The sequence below is a fragment of the Bacteroides galacturonicus genome (assembly GCF_003096855.1).
Lineage (GTDB): Bacteria > Bacillota > Clostridia > Lachnospirales > Lachnospiraceae > Lachnospira > Lachnospira rogosae.
Genome location: NZ_QEOA01000002.1, coordinates 109,606 through 125,156, shown reverse-complemented (window position 1 = coordinate 125,156; position 15,551 = coordinate 109,606). Strand labels below are relative to the sequence as shown.

Annotated in this window: 12 protein-coding genes; all 12 read right to left on the bottom strand. The window is 35.2% G+C overall.

What is annotated here, in order from left to right; all coding sequences use genetic code 11:
• Positions 1–4 precede the first annotated feature (4 nt).
• On the bottom strand, positions 5–2,383 hold the full coding sequence (locus tag C7390_RS00580) for an ATP-binding protein (RefSeq protein ID WP_116443400.1): 2,379 nt from the start codon (positions 2,381–2,383) through the stop codon (positions 5–7).
• The gene (locus C7390_RS00575) at positions 2,380–3,489 is read right to left on the bottom strand and encodes a metallophosphoesterase family protein (protein WP_116443399.1); all 1,110 of its coding nucleotides are present in this window, start codon (positions 3,487–3,489) and stop codon (positions 2,380–2,382) included. The genes C7390_RS00580 and C7390_RS00575 overlap by 4 nt, the downstream gene beginning before the upstream one ends.
• Positions 3,490–3,706: 217 nt before the next feature.
• On the bottom strand, positions 3,707–3,937 hold the full coding sequence (locus tag C7390_RS00570) for a KH domain-containing protein (RefSeq protein ID WP_022501723.1): 231 nt from the start codon (positions 3,935–3,937) through the stop codon (positions 3,707–3,709).
• A gap of 21 nt (positions 3,938–3,958) precedes the next feature.
• Positions 3,959–4,204 (bottom strand): 30S ribosomal protein S16, encoded by a 246-nt coding sequence (gene rpsP / locus C7390_RS00565; RefSeq protein ID WP_022501722.1) that lies wholly within the window; start codon positions 4,202–4,204, stop codon positions 3,959–3,961.
• 35 nt (positions 4,205–4,239) lie between these two features.
• On the bottom strand, positions 4,240–5,595 hold the full coding sequence (ffh, locus tag C7390_RS00560; protein ID WP_055174800.1) for a signal recognition particle protein: 1,356 nt from the start codon (positions 5,593–5,595) through the stop codon (positions 4,240–4,242).
• 20 nt (positions 5,596–5,615) lie between these two features.
• Entirely contained in the window at positions 5,616–5,960 is a 345-nt protein-coding gene (ylxM, locus tag C7390_RS00555; protein ID WP_022501720.1) for a YlxM family DNA-binding protein, read from the bottom strand.
• A 194-nt stretch (positions 5,961–6,154) separates the two neighbouring features.
• The gene (locus tag C7390_RS00550; RefSeq protein WP_318295441.1) at positions 6,155–8,143 is read right to left on the bottom strand and encodes a carbohydrate-binding domain-containing protein; all 1,989 of its coding nucleotides are present in this window, start codon (positions 8,141–8,143) and stop codon (positions 6,155–6,157) included.
• 200 nt (positions 8,144–8,343) lie between these two features.
• On the bottom strand, positions 8,344–9,561 hold the full coding sequence (gene ilvA / locus C7390_RS00545) for a threonine ammonia-lyase (protein ID WP_055174806.1): 1,218 nt from the start codon (positions 9,559–9,561) through the stop codon (positions 8,344–8,346).
• Between the two features lie 116 nt (positions 9,562–9,677).
• Entirely contained in the window at positions 9,678–10,613 is a 936-nt protein-coding gene (gene ftsY / locus C7390_RS00540; protein ID WP_022501717.1) for a signal recognition particle-docking protein FtsY, read from the bottom strand.
• A gap of 1 nt (position 10,614) precedes the next feature.
• The gene (gene smc, locus C7390_RS00535) at positions 10,615–14,193 is read right to left on the bottom strand and encodes a chromosome segregation protein SMC (RefSeq protein WP_116443397.1); all 3,579 of its coding nucleotides are present in this window, start codon (positions 14,191–14,193) and stop codon (positions 10,615–10,617) included.
• Between the two features lie 16 nt (positions 14,194–14,209).
• The gene (rnc, locus tag C7390_RS00530) at positions 14,210–14,920 is read right to left on the bottom strand and encodes a ribonuclease III (RefSeq protein ID WP_022501715.1); all 711 of its coding nucleotides are present in this window, start codon (positions 14,918–14,920) and stop codon (positions 14,210–14,212) included.
• Between the two features lie 235 nt (positions 14,921–15,155).
• Positions 15,156–15,389, bottom strand: coding sequence for an acyl carrier protein (gene acpP / locus C7390_RS00525; RefSeq protein ID WP_022501714.1), 234 nt, complete (start codon positions 15,387–15,389; stop codon positions 15,156–15,158).
• Positions 15,390–15,551 lie beyond the last annotated feature (162 nt).

Sequence of the window (15,551 nt, the reverse complement as noted above, 5' to 3'; positions counted from 1 at the left end):
TTATTCATTTCATAGTTCTGCTGTTATGACAGGTAAAATATAATATCTGATACTTCTTCGCAAGCTTTTCAATCAGCCTGTGTGCATTATTAATAGAAAATGTATCCATATTTACAAATGGATCGTCCAATATTATAAACGGTTTTTTATCTTTATACATTGAATCAATAAATGCAAAACGCATACATATTCCAGCCAAATCCTTACAGCCTGAACTTAAGAACCTAATCTCCCTGTACTGCCCAGCTTCATTCTTTAAAAGATTATTATGTATATCAAAACTATACATATTGCTGTCTGTATTATCAGACACAATATCAAAATACTCTTTAAACTTAGCATTTACAGGTGCCTGATACTTCTTTGCATATGAAATCCTTGCTTTTTCAAGATAATCTTTAGCTTTTAACAGATTATTATAGTTGGCAAGGAGTGTTTCATAGTCTGCTTCAAGTCCATTTAACTGACTCTCATACGAACTCAGCTCATCAAGCTCATTTTCCTTGGAATTAAGCCTGCTGTTATATTCGTTAATAGTATTACTGCACAATTCCATACCAGACCTTATATTATTAAGCTGTGCATTAAGTTCAGTAATATCATAATCAGGCATATCATCTAGTTCACGAAGCATACTTAACTGCTGTTCATAATTAACATTATTCTGCCTGAAACGCTTAAATGCATTGTCAGCATCCATATAAGACTTTCTGTACTGTTCAATATAATTAATCCGTTGTCTTATACTGTTAAGCTTTGATATACATTCATTAATAGCATTATCAAAGCCCTGAATATCAGGTATTGCGGTATGTTCCATATAATCAGACATAAATGTATTAATACTTCCAATTATAGCTGTTACATTATACTCTTTCAACCTTTTATTATATTGAAGTTCTCTGTCCCTAAGCATTGAAAGTTCTTTCTTCTGCTGGCTTAACTGCATAAGTTCATAATATGTATCATCAATATTATGTTCTGGCACTATCGCTGATATCCATTCATCAATATCGTGCTGAAGCTTGTTATACTGTTTAGTAAGAGTATCCAGCTTTTCTTTTATAATATCATATTGTTCATTACGGATATTATAGGTACGCATATTATTCTTGTATCGGTCTTTGTTAACAAGACCATAAGCAATACCTCCCATTATACATACAATACCAAGTAAAAAAGTAATAACTGCCAGCGAAGGAATTATAATACCTGCAGCAATTAATATAATTCCAATAATAGCTGCCGCAATAGTAATAGCAAGCGAAGATTTCTTCGGCTTATCATATACAGCTTCATAATTAGCAGTAAGGTGTGCTCTTGTATCTTTAATATCCTGATATAGTGAAGACATTTTATTATATGCTTTCATATAATAATCAATCTCTTTGTCTGTAACATTAGAAAGTTTCTCTTCAAGGCTATCAAGACGTTCTTTTTCTGACGAACTCAACTCAATGTGCTTTAACTGGATGGATATTTTATTAAGCTCATCTAAGTTGCTGAACTGTATACTTAACTTTTCAACAGACGGAAGTTTGCTATATTCTTCCTCATACTGCTTATAAGCTGTATAGCGTTCTGCAAGCTGCGAATTATATATATCATATTGTTCTTTAAAGGCTAAAAGATCTTTCCGTCTGGAAGCTTTATCAAGAATATCTGAAACAGACGTCTGCTCTTTATCAAGCCTGTTATATTCCTTCTTCTGTTCAGTGATTAATGAAATTGTCTGTTGTAGTGCCTGTTCAAGCTCATTCTTTCCCATAAGCTTTGCCTTAAGCCGTTCAATATCCTCTTTCATCTTGTAAAGCTGCCCGGTCTTTCTTTTGGGACTAAGCGAATTAATCTTATCATTCATATGTCCGATTACTTTATCATAATTATTAACATCTACATCATCTACGGCGTCACAGCCAAGAAGTGCCGCTATATCGCCTGTACTGCCGCTTTCACAATTATTCTGAAAAATGTAAGCTGTTTTTTCAAAAGAATCACTGTCAATTTCAAATATCTCTTTACCAATATCAGAAGTATAATCAAATGAATCTAATTTCGTTATAGTATCTACAAGCTTAAAGGTATCGTCCTTATCTTTAGCTTCAAAGGTACGGTATATTGTATACTGCTTATTATCAATCTCAAATGCAAGACTTCCACCATATAAGCCGCCCTGCCAAGGCTTAAACCGCCTTTTTTCATTAACATAATCATCTCTTTTACTGGTGTTATCAAAACCAAAAAACATAACCTTGATAAATGCCGCAAGCGTACTTTTACCCCAGCCATTTTCTTCTATAATCTGATTAATGCCATCTTCAAATACATAGTCAAAATTATTAAATTGTCCAAAATTATCAATATGTAAACTGATTAATTTCATATAAATTCCTCTCCTGATAACGCATCAATGCCTATCTTTATTATTGAAGCTTTCGTAATATCATCAAGTGTATCGTCACTTTCTACCAGTCTTACAAACTCCCCTTTTAATGACTTGTCATACTGGTATGAGCTGTAATCTACTTTTATTGAAGTATGGTCATATAATTTAAAATAATAATAGTCATTCTTAAAATTCTCAGTAATATATGTAAGGTTCTTCTCTGCGTTAATATCAATCTGTCCTGTAAGCACAACTTTGATAAGGCTTGCAGACGCATAATCTTTCTTATAAAGAACCTCTCTTACTTTTTCTGCCATCTCTACTGAATTCATACATTCAGATATATCAACATCTTCTTCATACAAATTCCTGTAGGAAACACTGATAAATTCATTACCTACAAGCTTGTTATCCTTAATATCAAGAAGTACAAAACCGTGTTCACCACATTCATCAAAGCCTCGTCCTTCAAGGCATCCTGGATAACAATATACTCCCCTTGAATCAAGCTGTTCCATCTTGTATGAATGGATATGTCCCAGTGCGAGATAATCAATCGCCTTATTCTTAAGTTCCTTTAATAAAATTACCTCAGTCTTATCCTTTGACGATGACATAGCTTCCTGTCCATGCAAGGTAACAATATTATAATTATTACTGTCAAGTACAAGTGAGTTATATATAACATTGGAATTATCTGCTGTTAATTCTACACCATTAATAGTAATTACTGAATTATCCTCTGGTGCTTCAATCTTATATGAAGTCCAGCTATCTTTAAACATCTTAATATTATCCGGTATTGTATCACAATCTATAAAAAGACTTTCTGCATCGTGATTACCTCTTAGATAATAAAATGTTATATCTGGATTGTTATTAATTGCAGACAGAAAAACATTTCTTGCATTAGCTGATATATTCTTCTTGTCATATAAATCCCCTGCAATAATAACAGCCTTCACAGAGTTATCTTTAGCATAAGCAATCATTCTCTCAAATGTAGCAAGAAGCTCAGCTTTTCTCTGCTTAGCCTGTTCCCTGCTTAGATTGCTTGTCATATTAGAATCAAGGTGCAAGTCTGCACAATGTATTATCTTCATAATGCTTCCCCACTTTTATCTTACTTAATTAATCTATATAATAATGCTGCAGCAATAATCTTATTATCCTGCGATTAATTATTTTATAATTATTGGCATTATATAATCATCAATTACATATATAATACACTATGTCGAACATATTTTCTATTGGTAAATATATACAAAATAAGCCATTATGCTTATACATTAAGCATAATGGCTCATTAACAGCGCATTAATTGTCTATCTCTACAATAACCTTTTTGTCGGTATTCGATGCGGCTGCAGATACAACAGCTCTAATAGACTTTGCAATTCTTCCGGATTTACCGATTACCTTACCAATATCTGAGGAAGCAACCTTTAAATTTACGATAATTGCTTTATCTTTCTGTGTTTCTGTCACTACAACCTCATCCGGATTATCAACTAGTGCTTTAGCGATAACTTCCACTAACTGTTTCATAGCTAAATACCTCCACTAGTCTTATTTTTCGATACCTGCCATCTTGAAAAGCTTTCCAACTACTTCTGTAGGCTGAGCTCCGTTTGATAACCACTTCTTAGCAAGTTCAGCATCAATGTTAAGCTTGCATGGATCGTAATTAGGATCATAAGTACCGATTTCTTCAATAAATCTACCATTTCTTGGAGATCTTGAATCTGCTACGATAATTCTATAGAAAGGAGACTTCTTCTCACCTAATCTCTTTAATCTGATCTTTACTGCCATTATTGTTTCACCTCCTGTAATTAATTATATCTATGTTAAAAAGGCAACTTAAAACGTCCCTTTTTAGCACCTTTCATCATACCAGGCATCTGTTTCATCATCTTCTTCATCTGCTCAAACTGTTTAACAAGCCTGTTTACTTCGCTGATATCAACACCAGCTCCTCGTGCTATTCTGTTCTTTCTTGATGGATTAAGAATATCTGGATTCTTACGTTCCTTAGCAGTCATAGAATGTATGATTGCTTCTGTACGCTTAAGATTAGCTTCTGCCTCATCTTCATCTGGCATCTGGATATTCTTCATATTACCGCCAAGTCCCATACCTGGAAGCATACTCATAATAGAACCTATACCACCCATATTACGAATCTGTCCCATATATTCAAGGAAATCGTCAAAATCAAATTCAGCTTTTTTAATCTTAGCTTCCATCTCTTTGGCTTTATCTGCATCAATCTGTGCCTCAGCCTTCTCAATGAGTGTAAGAACATCACCCATTCCAAGAATTCTTGATGCCATACGATCAGGATAGAACTGTTCAAGGTCTGACAGTTTCTCTCCCATACCAACATAAAGAATAGGCTTACCTGTGACAGCCTTAATTGAAAGTGCTGCACCACCTCTTGTATCACCATCTAACTTAGTAAGGATAACTCCGTCAATTCCAACCTTTTCATTAAATGAAGATGCTACATTTACCGCATCCTGTCCAGTCATAGAATCAACAACAAGAATAGTCTGGTCAACATTAACCTCACTCTTTATATTAATAAGCTCATCCATCATATTCTCATCAATATGAAGTCGTCCGGCTGTATCAAGAATTACTATGTTGTAATTATTCTCCTTGGCGTGTGCTATCGAAGCCTTAGCAATATCTACAGGGTTATGTCCTGTTCCCATAGAAAATACTTCAACGCCCTGCTTATTACCATTGATAGTAAGCTGTTCTATAGCTGCTGGTCTGTATACATCACAAGCTACGAGCAAAGGCTTCTTGCCCTTGGCTTTGAACTTTCCTGCAAGCTTGGCTGTAGTAGTTGTCTTACCAGCACCCTGAAGACCCGCCATCATAATGACAGTAATTTCATTCCCCGGCTTAATAGCAATCTCTGTTGTCTCAGAGCCCATAAGGGAAATCATCTCTTCATTAACTATCTTAATAACCATCTGTCCCGGTGTAAGACTTGACATAACATCCTGACCAATCGCACGTTCTTCTACTGACTTAATAAAGTTCTTAACAACCTTAAAATTAACATCAGCTTCTAACAGTGCCATCTTAACCTCTTTAAGTGCTGCCTTTACGTCAGCTTCAGAAAGGCGTCCTTTGCCGCGAAGATTCTTAAATATGTTTTGAAGTTTATCTGAAAGACTGTCAAATGCCATTATGTATCCTCCTAAAATGTTTAATAATCTTCGATAATTTCGTTAGACAGGTCTTTGATCTCTAATATCAGCTTCATATCTGGTGAAGCAATATAAGAATCAACAAGCTCGTCTATCTTGGTTACTTTGGCTTTAGTATCCATAAATTTCTCAATAAGATGAAGCTTAGACTCATATCCTTCTAATGTATTGGATACCCTCTTGATAAGGTCGTGAACACCCTGTCTTGATATATTATATTCATCAGCAATCTCACTTAAAGATAAATCGTTAAATACGGCATCTTCATATACATTGCGCTGATGTTCATTAAGCAGTTCGCCATAAAAATCATATAATAATGTCTGTTCTACAATACGTTCCACAACACACCTTAACTTTCTGGTTCAAATGATTTATAAGCCTTGAGTATAATATCATAGCAAATAAAAAGTGTCAAGCTTTTTTACTTGACACTTTTTAATATTTTTTGATTTAATTTTTAAACCACAAAACACCTTGGTTATTCATGTTAAAACATATTTACTATTTATCTGGTTATTTACTATTTATCCGGATATTACATTCTGTTATTCATCTGTGGTGCACTGCCATTAGAGCTTCCATTATTCATATTAGGCATATTACCACCATTGTTAGATGAATTGCCGCCCATTGATGGCATATCACCAGAGCTGTTTCCATTCATATCAGGTGCTCCATTGCCTGACATATCTGGCATTGAGCCGTTGGAATTACCATTTCCCATTCCATTATCTGATGAACCATTATTAGGCATACCTGAGCCGCCATTACCAGGCTTATTCATTCCACCAGCTCCGCCAAATCCGCTTGAAACATTACTTGTGACATCAGATGTAACTTCAATTGATAATGTAGTGCTTCCTGCTGTAATGTTATAAGTATTACCTGTTGTTATCTTATCTGAATATACAATTGCTGCGGCATAAGCCTTTGATGGTGTATATGATAATATTTCATTGCCATTCGAGTCGCTTAATGTATACTTGCCGCCTCCACTTACAGATGTAAATGCAGTAACTATACAGGCTCCATTACTTGCACCTTTTGGAATTTCAAGCATTCCGCTTGAGCCAAATGCCATAACTGTTCCACCATTAATTGTACAACTGTCATCATAGTCAATCGCTGTATCGCCGTCCGAGGTTGGACCAAGTACAACGATATATCCACCATTTATTATAATGGAACCATTGGCATCAAGTCCGTCACCACTTGCATTTATCAAAAGATTACCGCCATTAATTGTTATACTTCCGTCAGATGAATTAATGCCATCATCACTTGAAACAACGCTTATATCTCCATCATTAATAACTATGTCATCAGCTTCAAGACCTTCATAGCACTGTGTTATATTTATTGTTCCACCATTGACAGTAAGCAAGTCATCTGCATGTACTCCGTCATCACCTGTAGCTGCATTTATAGTACCACCATATATATATATTACTGAATTGCAATGTACAGAGTCATCATCAGAGTCTATTGTTATGTCTCCGTCATTGATTATAAGCATATTGCCAGCTTTAATACCTTTTCTGCTCTCAGATGTATCATCTGTGGTAGTTGTTGTCTTATTGTTATTAAAGCCAAAACCACCGCGGCCCATATCCATATTATCTATATGTGTCTGTGTTGTATCAGCCGCACCATTATTAGTCTTTATATTAATAGTACCATCATTAATAACAAGTATATTTTCAGCCTGTATGCCATCATTAGAAGCCTTAATAGTTATATTACCACCTTCAATGATAACATTTCCTTTAGTAGTGTCTGTATCATAAGTTGACTTAACCCCGTCTGAACCTGCATTAATATTAATATCACCCGCTACAATTCCGCATAGGTCTTTACCAATTATACCATCCTCAGTACTTGTTATGTTTAATGTACCAGATACGATAATGCAGTCATCTGTACTCTTAATACCATTGCGGTATCCAGCATTGACATTTAATGTACCATTTCCATTGATTATTAAATCCTCTTTAGAATATATAGCGGCTGAATAATCTTCTTCTGTAGATAAACGACTGCTGTCTGTAATTGTATTAGTTGTGTTATCGGCAAGTGTAAGTATAACTTTCTTGGCATCTAACACCTTAATTGGTGCTGTTGTTGTATTGCTTATAGAAGCATTATTAAGAATTAATCTTACAGTTCCCTTATCTGTCGTATTAACGATTATATTTCCTTCTGTTACATTTCCTGATATAACATATGTTCCTGCTTTAGTGATTGTAACTGTTGAACCTGATATTTCAACCGATGAACTATCAGAACTAATCTGGCTTCCAAGTGTAATATGTGAAGCTGTTGAATCATCCCATGATGATACCTTATCTTCATCATCTAATTCGATTGATAAATCTGAATCCGCACTTGAGGCAAGTTCCTCGAGTGATACAATGCTCTGGCTCTCTGTTGTTGTATTGTTATTATGAGTATTAGAACAGCCTGTAAATACAGCCCCCATTAACATAGCTGCTATTGTTGCATATAATAATTTATTCTTTACCATATGAGTCATCTCCTTTGTTGTTTATGCGATTATCATAATGGCAAATAGTGGTTTAAATATGTAAATTGTGTGTAAAAAATGTGAAACCAGCCACAAAACTGATTTCACATCTATACTTGTATATTATATACATTTTATGTAAGCCTGTTAAAATAAAACTTTTATGTATCAGCGTAACATATCAGTGTCACTTTGATAAATTAGATATTAACCTTAACAAGACGTGGTCTTAAACCGTTCTTTTCAAGCTCAGATACAATCTGGTCTTTGTGTTCATGTCCGAAAGCTTCAATAGTTATTCTCAATTCAACTGTAGCCTTTCTGTTAATGCTTACAAACTGGTTATGATCAAGCTTGATTACATTACCATTAGCGTTGGCAATTATCTGTGCAACTCTTACAAGTTCACCCGGCTTATCTGGAAGAAGTACAGATACAGTAAATATTCTGCTTCTCTGAACAAGACCCTGCTGAACAACAGATGACATTGTTATTACGTCCATATTACCACCTGAAAGAATTGAAACAACCTTCTTATCTTTAACCTTAAGCTGTTTAAGTGCTGCAACTGTAAGAAGACCTGAGTTCTCTACTATCATTTTATGATTTTCAACCATATCAAGGAAAGATACAATTAAGTCTTCATCAGGAACTGTTATTATATCATCAAGATTCTTCTGAAGATATGGGAATACCTTTGTACCTGGTGTCTTAACTGCTGTACCATCAGCTATTGTGCTGACAGTTGGAAGTGTTGTAACCTTTCCATTCTTTAAAGAAGCCTGCAGACAATTAGCACCGGCTGGTTCAACACCGATTACTTTAATATTAGGATTAAGAAGCTTGGCAAGTGTAGATACACCTGTTGCAAGTCCGCCGCCGCCAACTGGAACGAGGATATAATCAACTGTTGGGAGTTCTTTAATAATCTCCATAGCAATTGAGCCCTGTCCTGTAGCAACATCAAGGTCATCAAATGGATGAACAAATGTAAGTCCCTTTTCTTCTGCTAACTTAAGAGCATATTCACAGGCTTCATCATATACATCTCCGTAAAGTACAACTTCAGCACCATAACCCTTAGTTCTGTTAACCTTTATAAGTGGTGTTGTTGTTGGCATAACAACAGTAGCCTTTACGCCATACTTCTTTGCCGCAAATGCAACACCCTGTGCGTGGTTACCAGCAGATGCTGTTATAAGACCTTTCTTTCTTGCCTCTTCTGACATTGTGCTTATCTTGTAATATGCACCTCTTACCTTGTAAGCACCTGTATACTGCATATTCTCAGGCTTAAGATATACTTTATTGCCTGTCTGGTTGCTGAAATATTCGCTGAATATAAGGTTAGTTGGTAATGTAGCTTCCTTTACTTTCTCAGCAGCTTCTTCAAATTTCTTTAAAGTTAATTCTTCCATTGTAAATCTACTCTCCTTTAGGTTACTTTATATTATTAAATCAATTATTAACAATAATATACACCATTAATCTAATTATCAATATAAAATATCATTAATTGAATTAAAATATTACATTAATCATCATCTTCTTCATTATCTGATGTATCAAATAATGCGTTGACAAATGTATCTGAGTCAAATTTTTGTAAATCCTTAACCTGCTCACCTACACCAATGTACTTAACAGGTATTCCAAATTCTGCCTGAATAGCAACGGCGATACCACCCTTAGCTGTTCCGTCCATCTTAGTAAGAATAATTCCTGTTATATTAGTTACATCATTGAATTCGCGTAGCTGTGAAAGTGCGTTCTGACCAGTTGTCGCATCAAGGACTATAAGATTTTCCCTATACGCATCAGCATACTCTCTTTCAATAACTCTGTCAATCTTGCGTAATTCTTCCATAAGATTTTTCTTATTCTGAAGCCTTCCGGCTGTATCACATAAAAGAACATCTGCGTGCCTTGCTTTTGCCGCTGCTATAGAATCATATATTACAGCCGCTGGGTCAGAGCCCTCATTCTGTGCAATTATATCTGCACCTACCCTGTTAGCCCATTCTGTAAGCTGTTCAATGGCAGCAGCCCTGAATGTATCAGCCGCAGCAAGGACAACCTTTTTGTTCTGCTCTTTTAAATGGCCTGCAAGCTTTCCTACAGAGGTAGTCTTTCCAACACCATTAACACCAATAAGCATAACAATTGACTTAGTATTCTCAAATTCATATGCATTGGGCCCAAGGTTCATCTTCTCTTTGATTGTATCAATCAATAACTGCTTGCAATCTTTAGGGTCTTTTATTTTATTCTCTTTAACCTTAGCCTTAAGGTCTTCAATAATCTCATCAGTTGCCCTGACACCAATATCTCCCATAATAAGAGTCTCTTCAAGTTCTTCGTAGAAATCATCATCAATTGAAGAAAAGCCATTAAATATATTATCAATGCCCGATACGATATTATCTCTGGTCTTTGTAAGACCTTCTTTAAGTTTACTAAAAAGTCCCATATTAACTCTTCCTTTCTTTAGGCTCATTCAGATCATTGGCAATAAGGTCTACAGAAACAAGAGTTGATACACCCTTCTCCTGCATAGTAATACCATATAATCTGTCTGCCGCAGCCATAGTTCCACGTCTGTGGGTAATTACAATAAACTGTGTATGCTTTGTAAGCTTATGAAGATAATTAGCATATCTTCCAACATTAGAATCATCAAGTGCAGCTTCAATTTCATCAAGAAGACAGAATGGTGATGGCTTTAAGTTCTGTATGGCAAATAATAACGCTATTGCTGTGAGAGCCTTTTCTCCACCTGATAACTGCATCATATTCTGAAGCTTCTTTCCTGGTGGCTGGGATACAATTATAATTCCTGCTTCAAGTATATCTTCATCTTCCACAAGTTCAATTGTACCACGTCCGCCGCCGAATAATTCCTTGAATACCTTATCAAATTCCACTTTTATCTCTTCAAATTTGGCAGTAAACTGTGTTCTCATTCCATTATCAAGTTCAGTTATAACCTTCATAAGTGACTGTTCAGCCTCAATCATATCATCGTGCTGTGTCTTTAAGAAAGTATAACGCCCACTGACTTCTTTATATTCTTCAATAGCATTAACATTTACATCACCAAGCTTCTTAATAGAAGCTTTAAGTATATTAATCTGCTTTCTTAAGTCATTAAGATTAGTTAATTCATCACTCTTTAATTCCAATGCATAGCTGTATGTAAGCTCATACTCATTCCACATATAATCAACAAGCGAATCATTAGATTCATCAAGCTTATCGTGCTGGTTATGAAGACGCATACTTTCTTTTTCAAGAAGGATAATCTGCTCATTAAGGGTTTCTCTTTTCTTAAAGAACTCCTTATGGCTTGCAGTAACCTTTTCTTTGTCAGCTTTAAGCTTAGCCAGCTTCTCGTTATTAGCTTCAAGCTCTTTAACTGTCTTTTCAATATTATCCTTAACATCAGTTATTTCCTGCTGTTTAGTCTTTATTAATTCTGCTGTCTGATTTATCTTATCGTTAATACTCTCTTTTTCATTATCAAGACTATTAATCTCATCAGAAAGTCTTTGAATATTTTCATTAATAAATGCAGCTTTCTGTTCAACTGATGAATGTGATATCTTTAAATTCTCAAGCTTAAGTGATACTGCCGCCTCATTCGCTTTCTTTTCTTCAAGCAGCTTATTAAGGTTCTCAATCTCTTTTCTTGAAGCCTCATTCTCGCTGTCAAGCACATTAAGACTTCCGCTTACCTGCTGTTTATTGCTGTTGACTTTTGATATTTCAGCATCTATGCCTGCCTGTTCATTTACTGCATTTGAATATCCATCAATTATCTCTTTTAACTTGTTATCAGCCTGCTTAAGAGTTACATCTAAAGTATTCTTCTTAATATGTATCTCTCTTTGCTGTTTATTTAACTGGTCAAGATTATCCCTGTTCTTACCGACTTCACTTCTAAGCTCCGATATAGAAGCTTTGGTTTCTGTTATTGTCTTGCTTATGCTTGAAACCTCTGTCTTAAGCTCTTCAATCTCTCTTCTTCGTCCAAGAAGGTTGCTTGAATTCTTAAAAGCACCACCAGTCATTGAACCGCCTGGATTAAGCTGCTCACCTTCAAGTGTTACAATTCTTAATGAATATTTATACTTTCTTGCAATTACCAGAGCATTTTCTATATTATCAACTACAAGAATACGGCCAAGCAGATACTTGGCAAGTCCTTCATATTCAAAAGACACTCTTACAAGATTGCTCGCAACTCCTACAACACCCTTTTCATTAATACAATTATCATTCTCTAATGTATTTCTTGAATGAATAGCATTGAGTGGTAAAAATGTTGCACGGCCAAGCTTATTTACTTTAAGGTAATTAATAAGCTCCTTAGCAGTATTCTCTTTATCAGTAACTATGTTCTGGATTGTTCCACCAAGTGCAGTTTCAATAGCAGTTTCATACTGCTTCTCTACTTTAATAATATCTGCGATAACACCAAGAATACCAGGGTTACTGTCCTTTAATTCCATTATCTTACGGATACTGTTGCCATATCCGTCATATCGTTCAGTTATATTAACTAAAGATTCAAGTCTTGACTTGCTTCTATGGTAATTCTGTGTAAGCTTGTCAAGTTCCTGTGTCTTCTCAGCTATTACACCCTTAATAGATGTTACATTGGCATTGCCTTCTGCAATAGAAGCATTGATACTGCTTATATTAACATCACATTCTTTTAACTGTGAAGTAATAGAAGCTATTACCTGTCTTTGTGCTGTTTCATCACTTTTTCCAGTTATTATCCTGCTGTTTAACTGCGATTTACGGATTTCAAGCTGTTCAAGCATTGTAATGAACTTCTGGTTCTCTGCTTTGATAGATGACTGTTCTGTCAGATTATCATATATAAGTGTCTGACGGTTCTCTATCTGTCCTGATATTCCGTCTATCTCAGCCTTTACAGCCTCAGCTTCCTCATTAATGGCATTAAGCTTTGTGTTATATTCATTAATCTCTGTATTAATCGCCTCTGCCTGCTTCTTTAATTCATTAATCGAAGCTGTCTTGGCAGTCTTATCCTTCTCAATGTCATTAATTCTCTCAGAATGAAGCTGCTTGTTGGCGTTAAATGTCTTAACCTGTTCCTCAAACAGATTAATCTCACCCTTGAACTTCTGGTTATCAAGCTCTAATGCAGAAGATACCTGATTAGTCTGCTCGATTGTAAGATTAAGCTCATTAAGCTGGTTCTCAGCCTCTTCATATTCTGCCTTAGTAGCATCATATTCATTTCTTGAGCCAGCCAGATCATTATCAGCAATCTCTATTTTATTATCAAGCTCAGCAATTTCTTTTCTTATACGGTCAGTTTCTAATAAAAATGCGTTGACATCATATTTTTTCAAATCTGACTTTAAATTAAGATATTCCTTGGCTTTCTCAGACTGTACCTGTAATGGTCCAACCTGCTTTTCAAGCTCTGATAAAATATCATTAACACGGACAAGATTATTTCTTTCATTGTCAAGCTTCTTAATAGCCGCAGCTTTACGGCGTTTAAATTTAACAATACCTGCCGCCTCGTCAAAAAGCTCCCTGCGCTCCTCAGGTTTACCACTAAGAATTTTATCAATCTGTCCCTGTCCGATAATTGAATAACCTTCTTTACCGATACCCGTATCATAGAACATCTCTGTTACATCTTTTAATCGACAGGTATGTCCGTTAATCTTGTATTCACTTTCCCCTGAACGGTACACTCTTCTTGATACCGTAACTTCATCATATTCAACAGGAAGCGCATGGTCACTATTATCAAGTGTTATTGCAACATACGCAAAACCAACAGGTTTACGGTTCTGTGTTCCTGCAAATATGACATCTTCCATTTTCGCCCCACGAAGCTGCTTCGCACTTTGTTCACCAAGAACCCATCTTACAGCATCGGCAACATTACTTTTCCCAGAGCCATTAGGACCTACAATGCCTGTAATTCCGTTATGAAAGTCAAATACTATCTTATTGGCAAATGACTTAAAACCCTGAACCTCTATACTCTTTAAATACATATATACAATTCCTTTGCTATTTTCTTATAGGAAATTCATATCCCTGCTTCTTTAATTCCACAAGTGCCTCATATGCCGCGTGCTGTTCAGCGTGCTTCTTGGTATGACCCTTGGCTGTAACGTGGAACATTCCATCGACCTTCGCACTTGCAATAAAGTCTTTATCGTGCTCTGGTCCTGATTCTCCTATAATCTCGTATACAACTTCCTTATGTGCCGCCTGTACGACTTCCTGTAAAATAGTTTTGCTATCATAAAAGAGTTGCTTGCTTTCCAAATCATTAAGAATAAATGATTTAACGAATTCTTTTGCATTAGCAAAACCACCATCCAGATATATTGCTCCTATTACCGCTTCACAGGCATCTGATACTATAGAATCTCTCTTTCTTCCGCCTGTTAATTCCTCACCTTTACCTAACATTATGAAATTATCAATTCCAATAGCTCTTGCACATATAGCAAGTGTAGGTTCACATACAATACTTGCACGAAGTCTTGTCATCTGGCCCTCATTCATATTGCTGTAATTCTTATAAATGTAATCGCTTGATGTAAGTTCCAGAACTGCATCACCAAGGAACTCAAGTCTTTCATTATCCTTATACTTCTTAATCGTCTTCTCATTAGCATAAGAGCTGTGAGTAAGTGCATTTTTTAAAAGATTAATATCTTTAAACTGATAATTAATTTTATCCATTAACTCAGATAAATTCTTATTATACATTCAATCTCCAATCTGGTGTCAATCTTATAATTATGTCCAATTTATTCAAAAAAGAAAATACAGTCAGATAAAATCCTGCCAGATTACTTTATATGTAACAGGGAATTCTATCAAAATTTCCTGTTACATAAAAAAGCATTAATTTATCCGTGTAATATGCACACTTATAAATTAATGCTCTATTGACACATATTATAGACCCCTGCTATATCAACACCAATATTCTTTATATTAATTATTTAGCAAGTGCATTCTGAATCTGAGTTGCTGCATCTCCTACAGTAACAATATTCTCAATTGCATCGTCTGGAATCTGAATACCGAACTGGTCTTCAATCTCTGTTATAATCTGGAATACATCTAAAGAATCTGCCTTAAGGTCATCAACAAATGCTGATTCTTTAGTAATCTTATCCTCGCTTATATTAAGTACATCTGCAATAATTCTCTGTAACTTCTGAAATTCCATATAAATCCTCCATTCTGACCTGATATCTTAATTATATGAATATCAATATATATCAGGCGTTATACACAATTCTAAATCTGATATTCTTATTATAAATATAACATCTATTCTTGTATTACTATTATAAATATAATATCCGTTCTTGTACTACTTTTATAAATA

What these genes read in the sequence shown, in the direction of transcription:
- C7390_RS00580 (WP_116443400.1), bottom strand. Translation starts at nt 2,383, where the DNA reads ATGAAATTAATCAGTTTACATATTGATAATTTTGGACAATTTAATAAT.
- C7390_RS00575 (WP_116443399.1), bottom strand. Translation starts at nt 3,489, where the DNA reads ATGAAGATAATACATTGTGCAGACTTGCACCTTGATTCTAATATGACA.
- C7390_RS00570 (WP_022501723.1), bottom strand. Translation starts at nt 3,937, where the DNA reads ATGAAACAGTTAGTGGAAGTTATCGCTAAAGCACTAGTTGATAATCCG.
- rpsP (WP_022501722.1), bottom strand. Translation starts at nt 4,204, where the DNA reads ATGGCAGTAAAGATCAGATTAAAGAGATTAGGTGAGAAGAAGTCTCCT.
- ffh (WP_055174800.1), bottom strand. Translation starts at nt 5,595, where the DNA reads ATGGCATTTGACAGTCTTTCAGATAAACTTCAAAACATATTTAAGAAT.
- C7390_RS00550 (WP_318295441.1), bottom strand. Translation starts at nt 8,143, where the DNA reads ATGGTAAAGAATAAATTATTATATGCAACAATAGCAGCTATGTTAATG.
- ilvA (WP_055174806.1), bottom strand. Translation starts at nt 9,561, where the DNA reads ATGGAAGAATTAACTTTAAAGAAATTTGAAGAAGCTGCTGAGAAAGTA.
- ftsY (WP_022501717.1), bottom strand. Translation starts at nt 10,613, where the DNA reads ATGGGACTTTTTAGTAAACTTAAAGAAGGTCTTACAAAGACCAGAGAT.
- smc (WP_116443397.1), bottom strand. Translation starts at nt 14,193, where the DNA reads ATGTATTTAAAGAGTATAGAGGTTCAGGGTTTTAAGTCATTTGCCAAT.
- rnc (WP_022501715.1), bottom strand. Translation starts at nt 14,920, where the DNA reads ATGTATAATAAGAATTTATCTGAGTTAATGGATAAAATTAATTATCAG.
- acpP (WP_022501714.1), bottom strand. Translation starts at nt 15,389, where the DNA reads ATGGAATTTCAGAAGTTACAGAGAATTATTGCAGATGTACTTAATATA.